Here is an 18,933-nt window from a genome sequence, read left to right on the forward strand (position 1 = left end):
CTTCACTTGGCGGGCGGCGGCGTGCCTTCCGGAAAGATGATCGTCAGCACCGGAAAGGTCGGCTTCTCGCCCGGCCCCAGCGGCCCCGGCACCTTGTTTTCGACCGGCTTCAACGATTTGAGGAAGGAGGCGATCGCCGCCGCATCCTCCTTCGTCAGCTTGGCAAAGGCGTGCCAGGGCATGATCGGCGCCAGCATCCGCCCGTCCGGCCGCACGCCCGTCTGCAACGCAGTGACGATCTGCGCCTCGGTCCAGTCGGCAAGCCCGGTCTTGTCCGGCGTCAGGTTCGGACCTACAAAGGTGCCCTGCGGCATCTGGAAGCCGACATCGGAGCCGGAGAGATAGGTTTCCGGGGTCGTCTTGCCGAAGAAATATCCGGGCGTGTGACAGTCGTTGCAGCCGCCGAACTGGGCCAGATACTGTCCGCGCTCGACCGGCGTTTCCGCGCGGGCAATCCCGACCGAAAAGATCGCCGGACAGCACAGAAGCACTGTCGCGGCGAAGGCGCTCTGCGTTCGCATGGGATGATGCTCCATCAAGAATGCGCGAACTATAACAAGCGCGTCCGGGAGCCGGCAATTCGTGCAATGGACGTAGGTTTGTCAAAACGAAAGGAGGGCGGCCGGAACGCCGCCAGCTGCCCCCCCCTGTCGCCAATCAATCGAACATGATCGAGCGCACCGACGAGACGAGCTTGTCCGTCGGCAGGTTGGTGAAGTCCTTGTCGATCTCCGCCGTGGTCTTTTCCCGGCATTTGGCGCCGAGCATGCTGCGCAGGTCGCCGAGCGTTTGCGGCGCAGCGCAGACGATCAGGCGGTCGAAGGCGCCGGCATCGGCATAGCCTTCCAGCTTGTGGGCCACTTCCGCGGTGAAGCGCTGCTGCTCGTCGCGCACGGGATCGCTCGTGTATTCCATCGCCGAACGCCCCGGCCCGTGCGAGGAATAGCTGCGCCCCGGCCTGTCGGTCATGATGTCCTGTACCCTCTTCGGTTCACTCTTGAAGACCTCCTGCTCGGGGCTGCGCCTGTTGTCCTTGAGGAAATTCACGCCCTTCAACAGGCGGGCCTGGTTACCGTCGGCGGCGAGGATCCAAGTGGTCGTCATGCTTTTCACTCCTTTGGCAGTTGCCGGCGGCAGCACCTGATGCTGCGGCCTCGGGATGCCACCAGCGGGTGCATCCCATGAGGGCAACGCGAGGCCTGGGTCGAGGTTCCTTGCTTCGTCCGGAACGGCAGTCATGCTGCACCCGCGAAAACTCGCGCTTGACTTTCAGGTTGAAAAGCACGACATGGGGCCTGTGTAATCCTTCCGGCCGCCGCGTGAGCGAGCCCCGCACAGTTCCTGATTGGACTGCGGAAGAAGGAAGAGCGCAAGAGAAATTGTGCCGCCACCCGGCGGGAAACTGCGCCAGACGCCTCTATCAACCCACAAGTTCCCAATTCACGCGGGGTTCTTGACGCCAAACGATACCGGATCGGCAATGGAGCCGCTCCGGTCGATGCGTTTGGCGCCCCGAAAGGCTATTGCTTTGACCACTTTTCATGACCTCGGTCTGTCGAAGAACGTTCTGTCTGCGCTGGAAGCGCTCGGCTTCGACAAGCCAACCCCGATCCAGGAGAAGGCGATTCCGATGGTTCTCGCCGGCAACGACCTGATCGGTCTTGCCCAGACCGGCACCGGCAAGACGGCCGCCTTCGGCCTGCCGATGATCGAGCGGCTGCTCGCCGAAGACCGCCGCCCCGACCCGCGCAACATCCGCGCGCTCGTTCTAGCCCCGACCCGCGAACTGGTGAACCAGATCGCCGACAACCTGCGCGATTTCGTCAAGAAGACACACCTGCGCGTCGTCACCGTCGTCGGCGGCGCCTCGATCCACAAGCAGTCGCAGATGCTGGAACGCGGCACCGACATTCTCGTCGCAACGCCCGGCCGCCTGCTCGACCTCGTCTCCCGCAAGTCGGTCACCCTGACGCAGGGCCGCTACCTCGTCCTCGACGAAGCCGACCAGATGCTCGACCTCGGCTTTATCCACGACCTGCGCAAGATCTCCAAGCTCGTGCCGAAGAACCGGCAGACGCTGCTATTCTCCGCGACCATGCCGAAGCTGATCGCCGAGCTTGCCGGCGAATACCTGACGAACCCGCTGAAGGTCGAAGTGAGCCCTCCGGGCAAGGCTGCCGACAAGGTCGAGCAGTACGTCCACTTCGTCCCCGGCAAGGACCACAAGACGCAGATCCTCCGCCAGACGCTCAACGACAATCCGGACGGTCTCGCGCTGATCTTCTCGCGCACCAAGCATGGCGCCGAGAAACTGATGAAGCATCTCGACCACATCGGCTTCAAGGCTGCCTCGATCCACGGCAACAAGAGCCAGGGCCAGCGCGAGCGGGCGCTCAAGGCGTTCCGTGACGGCGAGATCCGCGTTCTCGTGGCGACCGACGTCGCCGCACGCGGCATCGACATTCCGGGCGTCACCCACGTCTACAACTACGACCTGCCGGAAGTGCCGGACGCCTATGTCCACCGCATCGGCCGCACCGCCCGCAACGGCCGTGACGGCATTGCGATCGCCTTCTGCGCACCGGAAGACATCCGCCTGCTGCGCGACATCGAGCGGCTGATGGGCATTTCGATCGCCGTTGCCAGCGGCGAACCCCCGGTCGGCATGCCCGGCCCCGGCGGCAAGTCCGTCAAGGGTCGCGGCGGCCAGCGCGGCGGCCAGGGCCGTCCGGCCCGCCCGCAGGGCCAGGGCGCCCGCGGCGGCCAGCAGCGCACCGAGCATCGCGCGCAGTCAGGCAGCCAGTCAGGCGAACGCGGCGACGGCACGGGACAGAACCGCCACGCACCGGGCCGCCCCGACCAGAAGCACGCCGAAGGCCGCAACCGCAACCACGCCGGCGGCCGCCCCGGCAACAACGGCAACCGCAACGGCCAGTCGCGCCGCCAGAACGGCAAGCGCGAACAGGCCTGAGCGCGGCACACGCTGTGAAGTGAACTGAATTGCGGCGGGCTTCGGTCCGCCGTTTTCATTTGGTCGGGCCTTGCCTCTACGCCCCTGCCCGCCGATAGAGGGCCAGCGATCCGGCAAGCGCCAGCAGCGCGCCGCCGCAGATCCGGTCGAGCCAGATGGCGCCCGACCTGCGCAGCATCCGGACCGCCTGCGCACCCAACAGCGCATAGCCGAACATGACGATGAAATCGATGCCGGCAAAGACGAGCGCAAGCACCAGGTATTGCTGAGCCTGCGGCGCCGCCGGATCGATGAATTGCGGCAGGAAGGCCGAGAAGAACAGATAGCCCTTCGGGTTCGTTACCGCGACGAGGAAGCTCTTGAGGAAGATCGGCCGGGTCGTCCCGATGTCTGTGCCGCCCACCGGCTGCAGCGCGGCGTCGAGCGTGCCCTTCGAACGAAGGAGCATCACGCCGAGGAAGGCGAGATAGCCTGCGCCGAGCCACTTGACGACCGAAAACCAGAATTCGGACGCGGCAAGCAGAGCCCCGAGGCCGAGCGCGACCGCGCCGATCAGCACGAAGTCCGACAACACCGCACCGACCATGCCGAGGCAGGCACGTCGCACCCCGAAGCGCGATCCGTTCGAAAGCGCGAGCAGCACCGTTGGTCCCGGCGTCGTGATCCCGATGAAGGCAACGAGTGCAAACGCAAATACGGTCGTTCCAACCATGTCGGCTCCCCCGTCCGGATATGCTCCACTCCCGCCGCCGTCCGGACACCGCGGTCGCCCGGATGCGGCATCCGGCCGCCGCAGAGTACGGAATTTTGCCGTGACTGCAACTGCCGGTGGCGGCCCGCCTGAGCCGCCCTACTCCGCCGGCGCCGCCTGCCGTTGCTTGCGGTTGGCGAGGTAGACGCCGGCGATGACGACGAGCGTGCCGAGGATCATCGGCAGCGTCAGTTCCTCGCCGAAGATGATGGCTGCCTGGACGGATGCGAGCGGCGGCACGAGGTAGATCAGTGCGGCGGCACGCGACACCTGGCCGCGGCGCAGCAGGTAGAGCAGCAGCAGGATCGCCCCCATCGAGATGCCGACGACCGACCACAGGAGGAGCGCTATGAACCCGAAGGAAAGCTCCACCCGGAACGGCTCCAGGGCGAGTGCGAAGGGCAGCGTGACGGCGGCCGCACCGACATATTGCAGCGTTGCGATCGCCCTGAGGTCGCCGGTCTGCAGGTGCTGCTTCTGGTAGATCGTGCCGTAGGTCACCGAGACCATGCCGATCACGTTCATGATCACCGGGAACACCGGGATCTCCGATTGCCCCGTGCCCAGGAGCTTGGGCACGACGGCGATGGCGACGCCGGCAAAGCCGAGGCAGATACCGCTCTTCTGCAGCGGCGACAGCCTCTCGCCGATGAAATACGGCGCGGCCAGCGCCGTCATCAGCGGCTGCAGCGCGGCGATGATGCCCGAAAGCGCTGCCGGCACCCCGTGCGCGATCGCCCACCAGACCGTGCCCAGATAGAAGCCGTGCAGGAAGGCGCCCGAGATCATCGCGTGCACGATCGCCGACCGCCCCTTCGGCCACCGCACGCCGGCGACCCAACAGACGGCGGCAAAGAGGAGTGCTGCGGTGATATAGCGCACGACGAGGAAGGTCAGCGGATCGGAATAGATGCCGCCATACTTCGCCGCCACCCAGCCGGAGGACCAGAGCAGCACGAAAAGGGCCGGAGCGATGCGGTCGAGGGTCATGAGGGCTGCGGACTGCCTTGCGGGATCGAAGGCGCCAGCGTTAGGGCGCTGCCACCCGATGGTCAAAGCAATATTCTTGATCGTTAGGTTCAGCCATGCTGCGCCGGCGGCATTTGCATTTTTATTGAGCAGCCAGGGCCGCACGGTAGGACAACGACAAGCTGCCCCGGCGGAACCGAACGCATGCAATTGCCGTTTGTTTGCGCCCGGCAGATTTTTGCATGCCGATTGAGCACGGTTCTTGCATTGCCCAGGACGTTGTACTCAAATGGCGAGAAAATTGGGGAACACGCCGTTGGCATTTGATGAAATGATGAACGCGGACTCCAGTCCGCGCCGGCCGTACAAAGACTACCATGAATGGTACTCCAGTCAGGATCGGGCCCGCCTGATCACCAAGTCCAGGGACGCCGAGAACATCTTTCGCAAGACCGGTATCACCTTCGCCGTCTACGGCCACGCCGATAGCTCCGAAAAACTCATCCCCTTCGATCTCATCCCCCGCATCATTTCCGGCCGCGAGTGGCGTAAGCTGGCCCAGGGCATCGAGCAGCGGGTGATCGCGCTGAACGCCTTCCTGGACGACATCTACCACAAGCAGGAGATCATCCGCGCCGGGCGCATCCCGCGCCAGCTGATCGAGAAGAACGAGACCTTCCTGCCGCAGATGATCGGCTTCAAGCCGCCGGGCGGCGTCTACACCCATATCGTCGGCACCGATATCGTCCGCACCGGCGAGGACCAGTTCTACGTGCTGGAGGACAATGCGCGCACGCCGTCGGGCGTCAGCTACATGCTGGAAAACCGCGAAACCATGATGCAAATGTTTCCGGAGCTGTTCCACCAGAACAAGGTCCGCCCGGTCCAGAACTATCCGAACCTCTTGCGCCAGAGCCTCGCATCGCTGGCCCCGCCCGGCTGCAGCGGCCGGCCGCGCGTCGCAGTCCTCACGCCCGGCATCTACAACTCCGCCTACTATGAGCATGCCTTCCTCGCCGACCAGATGGGCGTGGAGCTGGTGGAGGGATCGGACCTGCGCGTCATCGACGGCAAGGTGAAGATGCGCACCACCCGCGGCTACGAGGCGATCGACGTGCTCTACCGCCGCGTCGACGACGACTTCCTCGATCCCCTCACCTTCCGTCCCGAATCTGCGCTGGGCATTCCCGGCATCATGGACGTCTATCGCTCCGGCAACATCACCATCGCCAACGCGCCCGGCACCGGCATCTGCGACGACAAGGCGATCTATTCCTACATGCCGGAGATCGTCGAGTTCTATACCGGCCGCAAGGCGATACTGGAGAACGTGCCGACCTGGCGCTGTTCGGAGCCGGACAGCCTGAAATACGTGCTCGAACATCTGGAAGAGCTCGTGGTGAAGGAGGTGCACGGCTCGGGCGGCTATGGCATGCTGGTCGGACCGACGGCAACGAAGCGGGAGCGTGCGCTCTTCGCCGACAAGCTGAAGGCCAGGCCGGGCAGCTACATCGCCCAGCCGACGCTGTCGCTCTCCACCGTCCCCATCCTGGTCAACAAGGGCGTGGCGCCCCGCCACGTCGACCTGCGCCCCTATGTGCTCGTCTCCGACAAGGTGCAGATCATCCCCGGTGGCCTGACGCGCGTCGCGCTGAAGGCCGGATCGCTCGTTGTCAATTCGAGCCAGGGCGGCGGCACCAAGGACACCTGGGTTCTGGAGGACTGAGCACCATGCTGGGCAGAACCGCAAACGGACTATACTGGATGTTCCGCTACATCGAGCGGGCGGAAAATACCGCCCGCCTGATCGATGCCGGCCTGCGCATGTCGCTCACCCGCACCGACAGTCGCGACGAAGACTGGGACGGCGTCCTGCAGAGCGCAGGCGTGCGCGAGGACTACGACAAGGTCCACCCGGCCCTTTCGAGCATGGACGCGGTCGACTACCTGCTGCGCGACAAGGCCAACGGCTCGAGCGTGCTGTCCTGCATCGAGGCGGCCCGCAACAATGCCCGGATGGTGCGCACCGCGCTGACGCGGGAGACCTGGGAAGCGGTCAACGAATGCTGGATCGATCTGAAGCATGTGTTCGCCCGCAAGGCACGCTCCACCGACCTGCCCGAGATCATCGAGACGATCAAGCGGCGGGCCGGCCTCATCCGCGGCGCCTTCCACGGCACGATGCTGCGCGACGACATCTACAACTTTGCCCGCATCGGCACCTTCATCGAGCGCGCCGACAACACCGCGCGCATCCTCGACGTGAAGTACTACGTGCTCCTGCCGGCGATCTCGCAGGTCGGTTCGTCGCTGGACAACATGCAGTGGGAATCGATCCTGCGATCGGTCTCCGCCCACCGCTCCTACGGCTGGGTCTATGACGGCGAGTACACGCCGTCCAACATCGCCCATTTCCTCATCCTGAATGCGCGCATGCCACGTTCGCTCGCCTTCAGCTACGAGAAGATCGTCAGCAACCTCTGCTTCCTCGGCCAGACCTACGGCGAGACCCACGCCGCCCACGAGACCGCCTCCACGACACTGACGCTTTTGCAGAACCGGACGATGGAAGACGTCATGGACCAGGGGCTGCACGAGTTCATCGAGGAATTCATCGTCCAGAACAACAGGCTGGGGCAGGAGATCGCCGACGGCTACCGCTTCTATCAGTAGCGTTGCGCAGCAGGGGACTTGAAGATGCGGCTGAAGATCAACCATACGTCCGTCTATACCTATGACGAGCCGGTACAGTACTCTCTGCAGCGCCTGCGGCTGACCCCGAAGACCCAGCCCGGGCAGACCGTGCACGACTGGCGAACGACTGTCCACGGCGCGCATGTGGAGGTGGGCTACGCCGACCATTTCGGCAATCATGTCGATCTCGTCAGCATGAATGCGGACCAGACGACAATCCGCATCGTCGCCGAAGGCGAGGTCGACACGGAGGACCGCGCCGGCGTCTTCGGTCCCCACCAGGGCTTCGTTCCGCTCTGGCTCTACCTGCGCGAAACACCGCTGACGAGGCCCGGCCGGCTGGTGCGCGAACTCGCCCGCGCCACCGACGGCGAAAACGAGCTCGCCCGCATGCATGCGATGATGGGGCTAATCCACGAGGCGATCGACTACAAGGCCGGCGAGACCGCAGCCGACACCACCGCCGAGCGCGCGCTGGAGAAGGGTTCCGGCGTCTGCCAGGACCACGCCCATGTGATGATCGCAGCCGCCCGCGTGCTCGGCCTGCCGGCCCGCTACGTCTCAGGCTACCTGCTGATGGACGGCCAGGCCGACCAGACCGCCAGCCACGCCTGGGCCGACGTCCACATCCAGGGTATCGGATGGATCGGCTTCGATGCGGCCAACGACATCTGCCCCGACGATCGCTACGTGCGGCTGGCAACCGGCCTCTGCTACAGCGACGCCGCCCCCGTCTCCGGCCTTGTGCTCGGCAGGGCGGCCGAGACGATGAGCGTCTCCATCAGGGTCGAGCCCGCGGGGCAAAGCCAGTCGCAGAGCCAGAGCTGAGCCAGGCCCGCCATCCGCATGGCCCCTGATGTGGAGCCGTCTACCTTGCAGGCTGGATAGCGTGGACGCTAGTGAGCCATCTGCGCGCGTAGGCGGGGCCCAATCCAGTCGAGGAAGCACCGCACCCTCAGCGGCAGGGGATCGGCTGGTCCATGGACAACGTTCACCGGCAGCGGTTCCGGTGCGAACTCGGTCAGCACTTCCTGCAGCGCGCCGGAGCGCAACTGATCGGAGATCTGGTAAGACAGCACGCGGATAATGCCGATACCGGCCAGTGCAGCCTGAATGGCAGCCTCCGTCGTGTTTACCGCGAGCTTGGAACGCGGCTCGATGGTAAAGCCCGCGCCGTCCCGGCGGTAGCGCCATTCCGGGGCGGTCGCGAAGCCCTGGAAGCTTATGCCGTCATGCTGCGCGAGGTCATCCGGCTGACGCGGCACGCCTCGACGGGCGAGATAGTCCGGGCTCGCGCAGATCACCCGGCGGACGGCGCCCACGCGCGTTGCGATCAGCGCGCTGTCCGGCAGATGCCCGATCCGCAGGGCCACATCGACGTGGTCATCCGCCAGGCTTAGCTGCCGATCGGCCAAGGTCAGGCGCAGGTTGATATCGGGGTGCTCCTTCAGGAATTCCATCGCCATTGGCAGCAGGTGGCGCTCGCCGAAGGCTATCGGTGCGGTCACGTGCAGACTTCCACGCAGCGCGCCATGATCGCCGCTGGCCTGCCGCTCCGCCGCATCCAAGTCCTCCAGGATGCGACGTGACGCGGCGATGAAGGCGCGCCCCTCCTCCGTCATGGCGAGGCCGCTGCGGGTGCGCAGGACCAGGCGCACACCGAGGTGCTTTTCGAGATCGGCGACCTTGCGGCTGACCGTGGCGAGCGGTGCATGCAGTCGCCGCGCCGCGGCCGAGAGGCTGCCTGCCTCGACCACCGCCAGCAGCACCGACATTGATTCGAACCGATCCATCGGATCCTTCCGGAATTTGGGAGGAAAGCTCCCTGAATGGCAGGGTACCCTATTGGTTGTGGATATCATAGCTTTCACGCCGTCCTGGGGACGCAGGCCGGCCCCACCCTATTCTCAACGATCCGGAGGAAGGCGTCATGCCTCAACTATTGCGTCGCGCCTTTGTCGGTGCCCTTCCCATGGGCCTTATCGGGGGGAGCCTCCTCGGGGGAGGCCTGATCGGTGGCGCTCCTGCGTCCGCCCTTGCCGCGACCCAGGCTGCCGCCAGGACGCCGGTCAGCGTTACGCCGCTGGCGCAGATCCGCATCGGCCGCTTCACGGTGACGGCCCTGACGGACGGGTATGCCGACATGCCCTACGACTATTTTCCGGGACGCACCGCGGCCGAGGTCGAGCAGGCGGCAATCGCGCAATTCACCGCCCGGAAAAGCGGCGTGCGGTTCCTCTTCAACCAGTATCTCGTCGAGGATGGCGAGCGCCGCATCCTGATCGACGCCGGTCCAGCGGGCTCGATCGGGGAGACGGGCTCACTGCCGCTGGCGCTCGCCGCGCTCGGCCTGCAGCGCGACCAGATCGACGCGGTGATCGTGACGCACATGCATCAGGACCACATGGGCGGCCTGATCGTCGGGGGCAAGAACAACTACCCCAACGCGGATCTCTACATCGATCGTCGCGACGTTACCCATTGGACCGACCCGGCCAAGCGCAGCGGCGCGCCCGACTATCTACAGACCAGCTTCCAAATGGCCGGCGAGGTCGTGCGCCTCTACCCGAAACTCCAGGCGATTGACGGCGAGCGTGAGATTGTGCCGGGCGTCTCCATTGTCGACCTTACCGGCCACACGCCCGGCCATATCGGCGTGCGGGTCGAAGATGGCGGGCAGAGCCTCATCATGGTTTCGGATATGATCTTTCCGGTCGTGCATCCTGGGGCGACCGATGTGTTCTTCCTGTTCGAGCAGGACCCTGCAGCGGCCAAAGCGATGCGCGACCGCTTTTTTCCTCGCGCCGCTTCGGAAGGCGCGCTCATCGCTGCCACGCACATGCCCTTCCCGGGGCTCGGCCGTGTCGTCACCGACCGCGGGCAGTTGCGCTGGCAGGTGGCGGACTGGGCCCTGCAGAACTGAGGTCCGCTGCGGCCGCACAGGAGCACGCGGCGTCCGGGCGCGCCACGGTTTCCATCTCGGCGACATGGGGCGGAGATCGGAAGGTGGTGTCCAACGGTCAACGGGCGGTAAACGAAAAAAGGCGGGGCCATACCCCGCCTCTTTACCGTTTCGGTTCCTGCGCGAACGCCTCAGTGGCTGTCCTTGCCGACTGCGCTTCCGCGACATCCCTTGAGGAAGTCGAGGTCGGCGCCGGTGTCGGCGCCCTGGACGTGCTGCTGGTGCAGCCAGGCGTAGCCGGACGTCGGCAGTTCGTGGTTCGGCTGCCATTCGGAAAGCCGCTTCGCCAGCTCTTCGTCGGAAATGTCGAGATGCAGGCGCCGGTTCGGCACGTCCAGCTCGATCATGTCGCCGTTCTTCACGACCGCGAGCGGCCCGCCGACGGCGGCTTCCGGCGAGGTGTGCAGGACGACGGTGCCGTAGGCGGTGCCGGACATGCGGGCATCGGAGATGCGCACCATGTCGGTGATGCCCTTCTTCAGAACTTTCGGCGGAAGGCCCATGTTGCCGACCTCGGCCATGCCGGGATACCCCTTCGGCCCGCAGTTCTTCATGACCATGACGCAGGTCTCGTCGATGTCGAGATCGTCGTCGTTGATCTTGGCCTTGTAGTCGTCGATGTCCTCGAACACGACCGCCCTGCCCCGGTGGACGAGCAGATGCTCGGAGGCGGCCGACGGCTTCAGCACCGCGCCCTTCGGCGCGAGGTTGCCGCGTACGACGACGATGCCGCCCGACTGCGTCAGAGCCTGTTCGGCCGGCAGGATGACATCCTCGTTCCAGTTGACGACGCCCTTGACCTCGTCCCACATGGTTTCGCCGGAGACCGTCAGCGCGTCCTTGTGCAGGAGGCCGGCCTCGCCGAGGCGTTTCAGCACCACCGGCAGGCCGCCGGCGTAGAAGAACTCTTCCATCAGGTACTTGCCGGACGGCATCAGGTTGACGATCGTCGGCACGTCGCGGCCGCAGCGGTCCCAGTCGTCCAGCGTCAGGTCGATGCCGACGCGGCCGGCGATGGCGAGCAGGTGGATCACGGCATTGGTCGAGCCGCCGATGGCCGCATTGGTGCGGATGGCGTTCTCGAAGGCCTGCTTGGTCAGGATGTCGGAGGGCTTGAGGTCGTCCTTGACCATCTGGACGATGCGCCGGCCGGTCATCTGCGCCATCACCTTGCGGCGGGAATCGACCGCGGGAATCGCGGCGTTGCCGGACAGCGCCATGCCGAGCGCCTCGGCCATGGAAGCCATGGTGGAGGCGGTGCCCATGGTGTTGCAGGTGCCCGTCGAGCGGCTCATCGAGGCCTCGGCCTCGAGGAACTCGGCCTGGGTCATCTCGCCGGCCTTCACCATCTCGGAGAACTTCCACAGATGCGTGCCCGAGCCGACGCGTTCACCGCGGAAATAGCCGTTCAGCATCGGCCCGCCGGTGACCACGATCGAGGGCAGGTCGACGGAGGCGGCACCCATCAGCAGCGACGGCGTGGTCTTGTCGCAGCCGACCATCAGCACGCAGCCGTCCATCGGCTGGCCGCGGATCGCCTCTTCGACCGCGAGTGCGGCGAGGTTGCGGTACATCATCGCGGTCGGGCGGAAGGTGTTTTCGGACGCCGAGAACACCGGCACCTCGACCGGGAAGCCGCCGGCTTCCCACACGCCCGCCTTCACCTTCTCGGCAAGCTCGCGCAGATGGCCGTTGCAGGGCGTCAGATCCGACCAGGTGTTGAGGATGCCGATCACCGGACGCCCGTCGAACAGGTCGTGTGGATATCCCTGGTTCTTCATCCAGCCGCGATGATAGATCACGTCGCGGCTCGTGCCGCCGTACCATTCCTGTGACCTCAGCCTGCGCGGCCATTCCGCTTTCTTCGTCATCTGTCGTAGTCCTTGAGAGAGCCGCCCCGGCGCCAGTGCCGGGGCAATGTGTCAGGCCGGCGGGTTACGCCAGCGTGTAGGCAGTCTTGACCGTCGTGTAGAACTCGTTGGCGTACTTGCCCTGTTCGCGCGGACCGTAGGAGGATCCCTTGCGGCCGCCGAAGGGCACGTGGAAGTCGACGCCCGCGGTCGGCAGGTTGACCATCACCATGCCGGCCTCGGCGTTGCGCTTGAAGTGCGTCGCATGCTTCAGGCTCGTCGTGGCGATGCCCGACGACAGCCCGAACGGCGTGTCGTTGGCGGTCGCGAGTGCTTCCTCGTAGTCCTTCACCCGGATCACGGAGACGACCGGGCCGAAGATCTCCTCGCGGCTGATCCGCATCGCGTTCGTCGCCTCGGTGAACAGTGTCGGCTGCAGGAAGAAGCCGGGATTGTCGCGCTTGACGAGATCGCCGCCGAAGGCGAGCTTGGCGCCCTCTTTCCTGCCGATCTCGATATAGTCGGTGTCCTGCTTCAACTGGCCGGCATCGACCACCGGGCCGATATGGGTGCCGGCCTTCAAGGCGTCGTCGACGACCAGGCCCTTCAGCTTCTCCGTCAGCGCTGTGACGAACTTGTCGTGGATGCCTTCGGTGACGATCAGCCGCGACGACGCCGTGCAGCGCTGGCCGGTGGAGAAGAAGCCGGAATTGGCGGCGGCCTCGACGGCCACGGTGAGGTCGGCATCGTCGAGGACGACGAACGGGTTCTTGCCGCCCATCTCCAGCTGGAACTTGCGGTTATGCTCGATCGAGGCGGCCGCCACGCGCTTTCCCGTGCCGGTCGAGCCGGTAAAGGTTATGGCGGCGACGTCCGGGCTTTCCAGCATCGCCTGGCCGACGACCGAGCCCTTGCCCATGACGAGGTTCAGCACGCCCTTCGGCAGGCCCGCGCGATGCAGGATGTCGACGATCGCCCAGGCGCAGCCGGGCACCAGCTCGGCCGGCTTGAACACCACCGTGTTGCCGAAGGCGAGCGCCGGCGCGATCTTCCAGGCGGGAATGGCGATCGGGAAGTTCCACGGTGTGATGATGCCGACGACGCCGACCGGCTCGCGGGTGATCTCGACGCCGATGTTCGGACGAACGGACGGCAGCACCTCGCCGGCCAGCCGCAGCGTCTCGCCGGCGAAGAATTCGAAGATCTGCGCCGCGCGGATCGTCTCGCCGATCGCCTCGGGCAGCGTCTTGCCCTCTTCACGGGCGAGCAGCGTGCCGAGTTCGTCCTTGCGCGCCAGGATCTCGTCGGCGGTCTTCTTCAGGATCGCATGGCGCTCGAGGATGCCCGAGCGCGACCAGGCCGGGAAGGCGGCCTTGGCAGCGGCGATCGCAGCCTTGGCATCGTCGGCAGACGCGCGGGCGTATTCGCCGACCACGTCGTTGGTGTTCGACGGGTTGATGTTCTTGATCGCTTCGCTGCCGACCCATTCGCCGGCAATCAGGTTCTTGTGCATGGTCATGGGCAAGGCCCTCCTGTCTCATCGCGACCCGGCGCGGACGCCGCGCCGGGATCTGTTACTAGAGTTGCTGGATTTCGAACTTTTCTTCCTTGGCAATTGCCAAGGGATTGCGCAGCGGCAGGCCGAATCCGTCGGCGCCGATCTCGAAGACGTCGCCTTCCTGCGTGCGGATGCCGTCACCGAACGACAGCGTCGCCGTGCCGAACATGTGCACGTGCACCTCGCCCGGCTGGCGGAACAGGCCGTACTTGAAATGATGGTACTCGAGGTTGGCGAAGGTGTGCGACATGTTCGCCTCGCCCGACAGGAACGGCTTTTCCCACAAGACCTTGCCGTCGCGGACGATGCGCGAGAAGCCGCGAATGTCCTCGGGCGCAGCACCGATGCGGATCTCCGGGCCGAAGCTCGCCTGGCGCAGCTTGGAATGCGCCAGCCACAGGTAGTTCACCCGTTCGGTGACGTGGTCGGAGAACTCGTTGGCGACGGCAAAGCCGAGGCGGAAGGGCACGCCCCTGGACGAGATGATGTAGATGCCGGCCATTTCCGGCTCCTCGCCGCCATCCTCGGCAAAGGAGGGCGAGGTCAAGGCACCACCGGGGGCAACGGCCTGGGTGCCGTTGCCCTTGTAGAACCACTCGGGCTGTACGCCCTTCTCACCCGGCTTCGGCTTGCCGCCCTCCAGGCCCATCCTGAACATCTTCATGGAATCGGTCAGCGTCTCGGCGGCCGCCTCGGTTGTCTTCTTGTGCATCGCGTCGCGGGTCGCAGCCGACCCCAGATGCGTCAGGCCGGTGCCGGTCAGGTGCAGGTGGGCGGGATCGGGATGGGTGATGGGCGAGACCAGCCGGCCTTCGGCATAGGCCTTCTCCAGGTCCACCGCCTCGCCATAGCCGTGTGCCTCGATCACCGCCTTCAGGCTCTTGCCGCCGTCGGCAGCCTCCATCGCCAGCGCATGCAGGCTCGCCGCGTTCTTGACGGCCCGGGCGCCCTGCCCGTCCTCGCGTGCGGCAACCGTGATCGAGCCGTCGGCATTCTTCAACTGTGATACCAGCATGGTCCAAATCCTTGTTCGTTCGCGACAGCCCGCCTCGGCAAGGCTTCGCAACCGGCGCGGCCGTTACCGCACCGCCCGACCGCCCCGCGGCCCGATAGGTTGACGACTGTGCGGCTGTCCGGCGTCGAGCCGGTCAGCCCTTGTTCTTGTTGTAGACGTCGAAGAACACGGCAGCGAGCAGCACCAGGCCCTTGATCAGCTGCTGGTAGTCGATGCCGATGCCCATGATCGACATGCCGTTGTTCATCACGCCCATGATGAAGGCGCCGATCACGGCACCGGTGATCTTGCCGACGCCGCCGGAAGCCGAAGCGCCGCCGATGAAGCAGGCCGCGATCACGTCCAGCTCGAAGCCGACGCCCGCCTTCGGCGTCGCCGAGTTGAGACGCGCCGTGATGATCATGCCGGCAAGCGCTGCAAGCACGCCCATGTTGGCGAAGGTGTAGAAGGTCAGCCGTTCGGTGTTGATGCCCGAAAGCTTCGCCGCCTTCTCGTTGCCGCCCATGGCATAGATCCGCCGGCCGACCGTCGAGCGTGTGGTGACGAAGGAATAGAGGGCGATCAGGACACCCATGACGACCAGCACGTTCGGCAGGCCGCGATAGGTGGACAGCTGGAAGCCGATGAACAGCGCAACGATGGCGATGACGGCCATCTGGCCGGCGAAGAACACGAACGGCTCGTTTTCCGTACCGTGCATCTCGTTGATCCTGCGGCTGCGGAAGCCGGACCAGATCGCCAGCGCCACGAGCAGGATGACGGCGACGAGCGCGACCATGTTCTTGATCGTCTCGGGCGCCGGGTTCAGGAAAGACAAGAAATCGGGCACGAAGCCGGTGGAGAGAACCTGGAATTCCTTCGGGAACGGACCGATCGGGCGGCCGCCGAGCACGACATAGGTCATGCCGCGGAAGACCAGCATGCCGGCCAGCGTGACGATGAACGCGGGGATCTTCTGGTAGGCCACCCAGTAGCCTTGCGCAGCCCCCAGGATACCGCCGACGATGAGACAGGCCGGAACCACGATGATGGCGGGCAGGCCCCATTTCACCAGCATGATCGCCGAGATCGCGCCGATGAAGGCCACGATCGAGCCGACCGAGAGGTCGATGTGTCCCGCCACGATGATCAGCAGCATGCCCAGCGCCATGATGACGATGAACGAGTTCTGCAGCACCAGGTTGGTGATGTTGACGGGCCGGAACAGGACGCCGTTCGTCAGGATCTGGAAGAACACCATGATGACCACGAGCGCGACGAGCAAGCCGTACTCACGGATATTGTTCTTGAGATAGTCCCCGATGGACGGTTTCGAAGTTGGAGCGCTGGTATCGGCGACCATTAGTGTTTCTCCCCGGAGCGCATGATGGCGCGCATGATGGATTCTTGGCTTGCCTCCTCCTTGGAAAGCTCCGCGACGATACGTCCTTCATTCATGACATAGATGCGATCGCAGGTTCCAAGCAGCTCGGGCATCTCCGAAGAGATCATCAGAATGCCTTTGCCCTCGGCTGCAAGCTGGTTGATGATGGTGTAGATTTCAAACTTGGCGCCGACGTCGATGCCGCGCGTCGGCTCGTCGAGGATCAGCACTTCCGGATTGGTGAACAGCCACTTCGACAACACCACCTTCTGCTGGTTGCCGCCGGAGAGGTTCACCGTCTCCTGATAGATCGAATGCGAGCGGATGCGCAGCTTCGAGCGATAGTCGGTCGCGACCTTCGTTTCCTTGTGGTCGTCGATGATGCCGTTCTTCGAGACGTCCTCGAGGTTGGAAAGCGTGGTGTTCTGCTTGATGTTGTTCATCAGCACGAGGCCGAGATGCTTGCGGTCCTCGGTGACATAGGCGAGGCCCGCGTCGATGGCCTTCGGGATGGTACTGACGTCGACCGGCTTGCCGCGCATGCTGACTTCGCCGGTGATCTTGTGCCCCCAGGACTTGCCGAAGATGCTCATCGCGGTCTCGGTGCGGCCCGCGCCCATCAGCCCGGCGATGCCGACGACTTCGCCGGCGCGGACGTTGAAATGAATGTCGTGCAGGAACTGCCGGTCGCGGTGGTGCTGGTGGAAGACGTTCCAGTTCTTCACTTCCAGCAGGTTCTCGCCGATCTTCGGCTCGCGCGGCGGATAGCGGTCTTCCATGTCGCGACCGACCATGCCCTTGATGATCCGGTCCTCGCTGATGTCTTCCTTGTGACAGTCCAGGGTCTCGACAGTGCCGCCGTCGCGCAGGATCGTAATCTTGTCGGCGACCTTCTTGATCTCGTTCAGCTTGTGCGAAATGATGATCGAGGTCATGCCCTGGGCGCGGAACTCCATCAGGAGCTTCAGCAGCGCCTCGGAATCCTTTTCGTTCAGCGACGCCGTGGGCTCGTCGAGGATCAGCAGGCGCACCTTCTTCGACAGCGCCTTGGCGATCTCGACCAGCTGCTGCTTGCCGACGCCGATATCGGTGATGAGGGTGGCGGGCGATTCCGTCAGGCCGACCTTCTTCAGGAGTTCCTGCGTGCGGGCAAACGTCTGCGGCCAGTGGATCACGCCGTTGGTGGCGATCTCGTTGCCGAGGAAGATGTTCTCGGCGATCGACAGCAGCGGCACGAGTGCCAGCTCCTGGTGGATGATGATGATGCCGAGATGCTCGCTGTCGGCGATTGTGGAAAACCGGCGGAGCTCGCCGTCATAGTGGATCTCGCCTTCATAGGTGCCGGCGGGATAGACGCCGCTCAGCACCTTCATCAGGGTCGACTTGCCGGCACCGTTCTCACCGACGAGCGCGTGGATCTCACCTTCGCGGACCTTGAAGCTGACGTCGTCGAGCGCCTTGACGCCTGGAAACGTCTTGGTGATGCTCCGCATTTCGAGGATGATGTTGTCCATGTTCAGGCATTCCGGCAGTATTCTGCGTGCGACGGGTGGGGCGCAAACTCTACAGGCTCCCCCGCCAAGATAAAAGGGTCCGCAACCGATCGCGGACCCCCCGATTTCAAACCGCTATCAGTTGTCGATCTGATCTTCGGTGTAGTAGCCGGCGCCGACCAGGATTTCCTTGGCGTTGGACTTGTCGACCGCAACCGGCTTCAGCAGGTAGGACGGAATGACCTTGACGCCGTTGTCGTAGGTCTTGGTGTCGTTCACTTCCGGCTCCTTGCCGCCGAGGATGGCGTCCGTCATGCTGACGGCAACCTTGGCGAGCTCGCGGGTGTCCTTGAAGACCGTCGAGCCCTGCTCATCGGCGAGGATCGACTTGACCGACGGCAGCTCCGCGTCCTGGCCGGTGACGACCGGCATCTTCTGGTCGCCCGAGCCGTAGCCGACGCCCTTCAGGGCCGACAGGATACCGATGGAGAGGCCGTCATAGGGCGACAGGACGCCGTGGACCTGCGCATCGGTGTAGTTCGACGACAGCAGGTTTTCCATGCGGGCCTGGGCGACCGCACCGTCCCAGCGCAGCGTGCCGACCTGGTCCATGCCCTGCTGGCCGGACTTGATCACGATGTCACCGCTGTCGATGAGCGGCTGCAGCACCGACAGCGCGCCGTCGTAGAAGAAGAAGGCGTTGTTATCATCCGGCGAACCGCCGAACAGCTCGACGTTCCACGGCTTCACGTCCGGGAACTTTGCCTTCAGACCGTCAACGAGGCTGCTCGCCTGCAGGACGCCGACCTGGAAGTTGTCGAAGGTGGCGTAGTAGTCGACATTGCCCGAATCGCGGATGAGGCGGTCATAGGCGATGACCTTGACGCCGGCGTCGTGTGCCTTGGCCAGGATGTCAGACAGCGTGGTGCCGTCGATGGCGCCGATGACGAGAACCTTGGCACCCTTGGTGACCATGTTTTCGATCTGGGCCAGCTGGTTCGGAATGTCGTCGTCAGCAAACTGCAGGTCCGCCGTGTAGCCGGCGTCCGTGAACAGCTTCTCCATGGTCTCGCCGTCGGAAATCCAGCGGGTCGAGGTCTTGGTCGGCATGGAAATGCCAACGGTGCCCTTGTCCTGCGCAAAGGCAGGCACGGCAAACGACGCCACGCTGATGGCAGCCGCGGCGAGAAGCGAAGTGATCAATTTCATTATTTAGTCTCTCCCTTGTACAGGCCTGACTCCACGTCCAGACCGAATTCAGTGCTTCGCTGCCCGCTGTCGCAGACGACGGTCTCCAACGGAGGAAA

At 64.7% G+C, this 18,933-nt stretch carries 16 protein-coding genes; 5 read left to right on the forward strand and 11 right to left on the reverse strand.

Annotated elements, in window-relative coordinates; genetic code table 11:
- Positions 1-2: 2 nt before the first annotated feature.
- Positions 3-521, reverse strand: coding sequence for a c-type cytochrome (locus GGQ64_RS22670; RefSeq protein ID WP_183807622.1), 519 nt, complete (start codon positions 519-521; stop codon positions 3-5).
- Between the two features lie 136 nt (positions 522-657).
- On the reverse strand, positions 658-1,104 hold the full coding sequence (locus GGQ64_RS22675; protein ID WP_183807623.1) for a host attachment protein: 447 nt from the start codon (positions 1,102-1,104) through the stop codon (positions 658-660).
- Positions 1,105-1,528: 424 nt separating this feature from the next.
- Here GGQ64_RS22675 and GGQ64_RS22680 point away from each other — a divergent pair, with 424 nt between their 5' ends.
- Positions 1,529-2,971 (forward strand): DEAD/DEAH box helicase, encoded by a 1,443-nt coding sequence (locus GGQ64_RS22680; protein WP_183807624.1) that lies wholly within the window; start codon positions 1,529-1,531, stop codon positions 2,969-2,971.
- A 76-nt stretch (positions 2,972-3,047) separates the two neighbouring features.
- Here GGQ64_RS22680 and GGQ64_RS22685 read toward each other — a convergent pair whose 3' ends face one another.
- Positions 3,048-3,683 carry a LysE family translocator gene (locus tag GGQ64_RS22685; protein WP_183807625.1) on the reverse strand — a complete coding sequence of 212 codons (636 nt, stop codon included), beginning with the start codon at positions 3,681-3,683 and terminating at the stop codon, positions 3,048-3,050.
- A gap of 138 nt (positions 3,684-3,821) precedes the next feature.
- The gene (locus tag GGQ64_RS22690; RefSeq protein ID WP_183807750.1) at positions 3,822-4,712 is read right to left on the reverse strand and encodes a DMT family transporter; all 891 of its coding nucleotides are present in this window, start codon (positions 4,710-4,712) and stop codon (positions 3,822-3,824) included.
- Positions 4,713-5,007: 295 nt separating this feature from the next.
- Between GGQ64_RS22690 and GGQ64_RS22695 the strand changes: the two genes are divergently transcribed.
- The 3 genes from GGQ64_RS22695 to GGQ64_RS22705 are packed head-to-tail and all read left to right on the forward strand — an operon-like array spanning position 5,008 to position 8,213.
- The gene (locus tag GGQ64_RS22695) at positions 5,008-6,417 is read left to right on the forward strand and encodes a circularly permuted type 2 ATP-grasp protein (protein WP_183807626.1); all 1,410 of its coding nucleotides are present in this window, start codon (positions 5,008-5,010) and stop codon (positions 6,415-6,417) included.
- Between the two features lie 5 nt (positions 6,418-6,422).
- Positions 6,423-7,364: an alpha-E domain-containing protein gene (locus GGQ64_RS22700; protein WP_183807627.1), complete on the forward strand. Its 942-nt coding sequence runs from the start codon at positions 6,423-6,425 to the stop codon at positions 7,362-7,364.
- Positions 7,365-7,388: 24 nt separating this feature from the next.
- Entirely contained in the window at positions 7,389-8,213 is an 825-nt protein-coding gene (locus GGQ64_RS22705) for a transglutaminase family protein (RefSeq protein WP_183807628.1), read from the forward strand.
- Between the two features lie 68 nt (positions 8,214-8,281).
- Here the strand turns inward: GGQ64_RS22705 and GGQ64_RS22710 are convergent, their stop codons facing one another.
- On the reverse strand, positions 8,282-9,178 hold the full coding sequence (locus GGQ64_RS22710) for a LysR family transcriptional regulator (RefSeq protein ID WP_183807629.1): 897 nt from the start codon (positions 9,176-9,178) through the stop codon (positions 8,282-8,284).
- 137 nt (positions 9,179-9,315) lie between these two features.
- On the opposite strand from GGQ64_RS22710, the gene GGQ64_RS22715 reads away from it, so the two are divergent.
- Positions 9,316-10,308 carry an MBL fold metallo-hydrolase gene (locus GGQ64_RS22715; protein ID WP_183807630.1) on the forward strand — a complete coding sequence of 331 codons (993 nt, stop codon included), beginning with the start codon at positions 9,316-9,318 and terminating at the stop codon, positions 10,306-10,308.
- Positions 10,309-10,478: 170 nt separating this feature from the next.
- Here GGQ64_RS22715 and araD read toward each other — a convergent pair whose 3' ends face one another.
- The 6 genes from araD to chvE form a co-directional block, all read right to left on the reverse strand.
- Positions 10,479-12,218 (reverse strand): L-arabinonate dehydratase, encoded by a 1,740-nt coding sequence (araD, locus tag GGQ64_RS22720; protein ID WP_183807631.1) that lies wholly within the window; start codon positions 12,216-12,218, stop codon positions 10,479-10,481.
- Between the two features lie 64 nt (positions 12,219-12,282).
- Positions 12,283-13,716, reverse strand: a complete 1,434-nt coding sequence (locus GGQ64_RS22725; protein WP_183807632.1) for an aldehyde dehydrogenase family protein — start codon at positions 13,714-13,716, stop codon at positions 12,283-12,285.
- Positions 13,717-13,774: 58 nt separating this feature from the next.
- Positions 13,775-14,770: an AraD1 family protein gene (gene araD1, locus GGQ64_RS22730; RefSeq protein ID WP_183807633.1), complete on the reverse strand. Its 996-nt coding sequence runs from the start codon at positions 14,768-14,770 to the stop codon at positions 13,775-13,777.
- Between the two features lie 133 nt (positions 14,771-14,903).
- Positions 14,904-16,112, reverse strand: coding sequence for a multiple monosaccharide ABC transporter permease (mmsB, locus tag GGQ64_RS22735; RefSeq protein WP_183807634.1), 1,209 nt, complete (start codon positions 16,110-16,112; stop codon positions 14,904-14,906).
- Entirely contained in the window at positions 16,112-17,647 is a 1,536-nt protein-coding gene (gene mmsA / locus GGQ64_RS22740; protein ID WP_183807635.1) for a multiple monosaccharide ABC transporter ATP-binding protein, read from the reverse strand. The genes mmsB and mmsA overlap by 1 nt, the downstream gene beginning before the upstream one ends.
- Before the next feature lie 117 nt (positions 17,648-17,764).
- Positions 17,765-18,835 carry a multiple monosaccharide ABC transporter substrate-binding protein gene (chvE, locus tag GGQ64_RS22745; RefSeq protein ID WP_183807636.1) on the reverse strand — a complete coding sequence of 357 codons (1,071 nt, stop codon included), beginning with the start codon at positions 18,833-18,835 and terminating at the stop codon, positions 17,765-17,767.
- Between the last annotated feature and the right edge of the window lie 98 nt (positions 18,836-18,933).

The organism is Mycoplana azooxidifex (assembly GCF_014196765.1).
GTDB lineage: Bacteria > Pseudomonadota > Alphaproteobacteria > Rhizobiales > Rhizobiaceae > Mycoplana > Mycoplana azooxidifex.

Excerpts from the sequence above, each read along its gene's own strand:
- GGQ64_RS22670 (WP_183807622.1), bottom strand. The coding sequence starts at position 521 with ATGCGAACGCAGAGCGCCTTCGCCGCGACAGTGCTTCTGTGCTGTCCG.
- GGQ64_RS22675 (WP_183807623.1), bottom strand. The coding sequence starts at position 1,104 with ATGACGACCACTTGGATCCTCGCCGCCGACGGTAACCAGGCCCGCCTG.
- GGQ64_RS22685 (WP_183807625.1), bottom strand. The coding sequence starts at position 3,683 with ATGGTTGGAACGACCGTATTTGCGTTTGCACTCGTTGCCTTCATCGGG.
- GGQ64_RS22690 (WP_183807750.1), bottom strand. The coding sequence starts at position 4,712 with ATGACCCTCGACCGCATCGCTCCGGCCCTTTTCGTGCTGCTCTGGTCC.
- GGQ64_RS22700 (WP_183807627.1), top strand. The coding sequence starts at position 6,423 with ATGCTGGGCAGAACCGCAAACGGACTATACTGGATGTTCCGCTACATC.
- GGQ64_RS22705 (WP_183807628.1), top strand. The coding sequence starts at position 7,389 with ATGCGGCTGAAGATCAACCATACGTCCGTCTATACCTATGACGAGCCG.
- GGQ64_RS22710 (WP_183807629.1), bottom strand. The coding sequence starts at position 9,178 with ATGGATCGGTTCGAATCAATGTCGGTGCTGCTGGCGGTGGTCGAGGCA.
- GGQ64_RS22715 (WP_183807630.1), top strand. The coding sequence starts at position 9,316 with ATGCCTCAACTATTGCGTCGCGCCTTTGTCGGTGCCCTTCCCATGGGC.
- araD (WP_183807631.1), bottom strand. The coding sequence starts at position 12,218 with ATGACGAAGAAAGCGGAATGGCCGCGCAGGCTGAGGTCACAGGAATGG.
- GGQ64_RS22725 (WP_183807632.1), bottom strand. The coding sequence starts at position 13,716 with ATGACCATGCACAAGAACCTGATTGCCGGCGAATGGGTCGGCAGCGAA.
- araD1 (WP_183807633.1), bottom strand. The coding sequence starts at position 14,770 with ATGCTGGTATCACAGTTGAAGAATGCCGACGGCTCGATCACGGTTGCC.
- mmsB (WP_183807634.1), bottom strand. The coding sequence starts at position 16,112 with ATGGTCGCCGATACCAGCGCTCCAACTTCGAAACCGTCCATCGGGGAC.
- mmsA (WP_183807635.1), bottom strand. The coding sequence starts at position 17,647 with ATGGACAACATCATCCTCGAAATGCGGAGCATCACCAAGACGTTTCCA.
- chvE (WP_183807636.1), bottom strand. The coding sequence starts at position 18,835 with ATGAAATTGATCACTTCGCTTCTCGCCGCGGCTGCCATCAGCGTGGCG.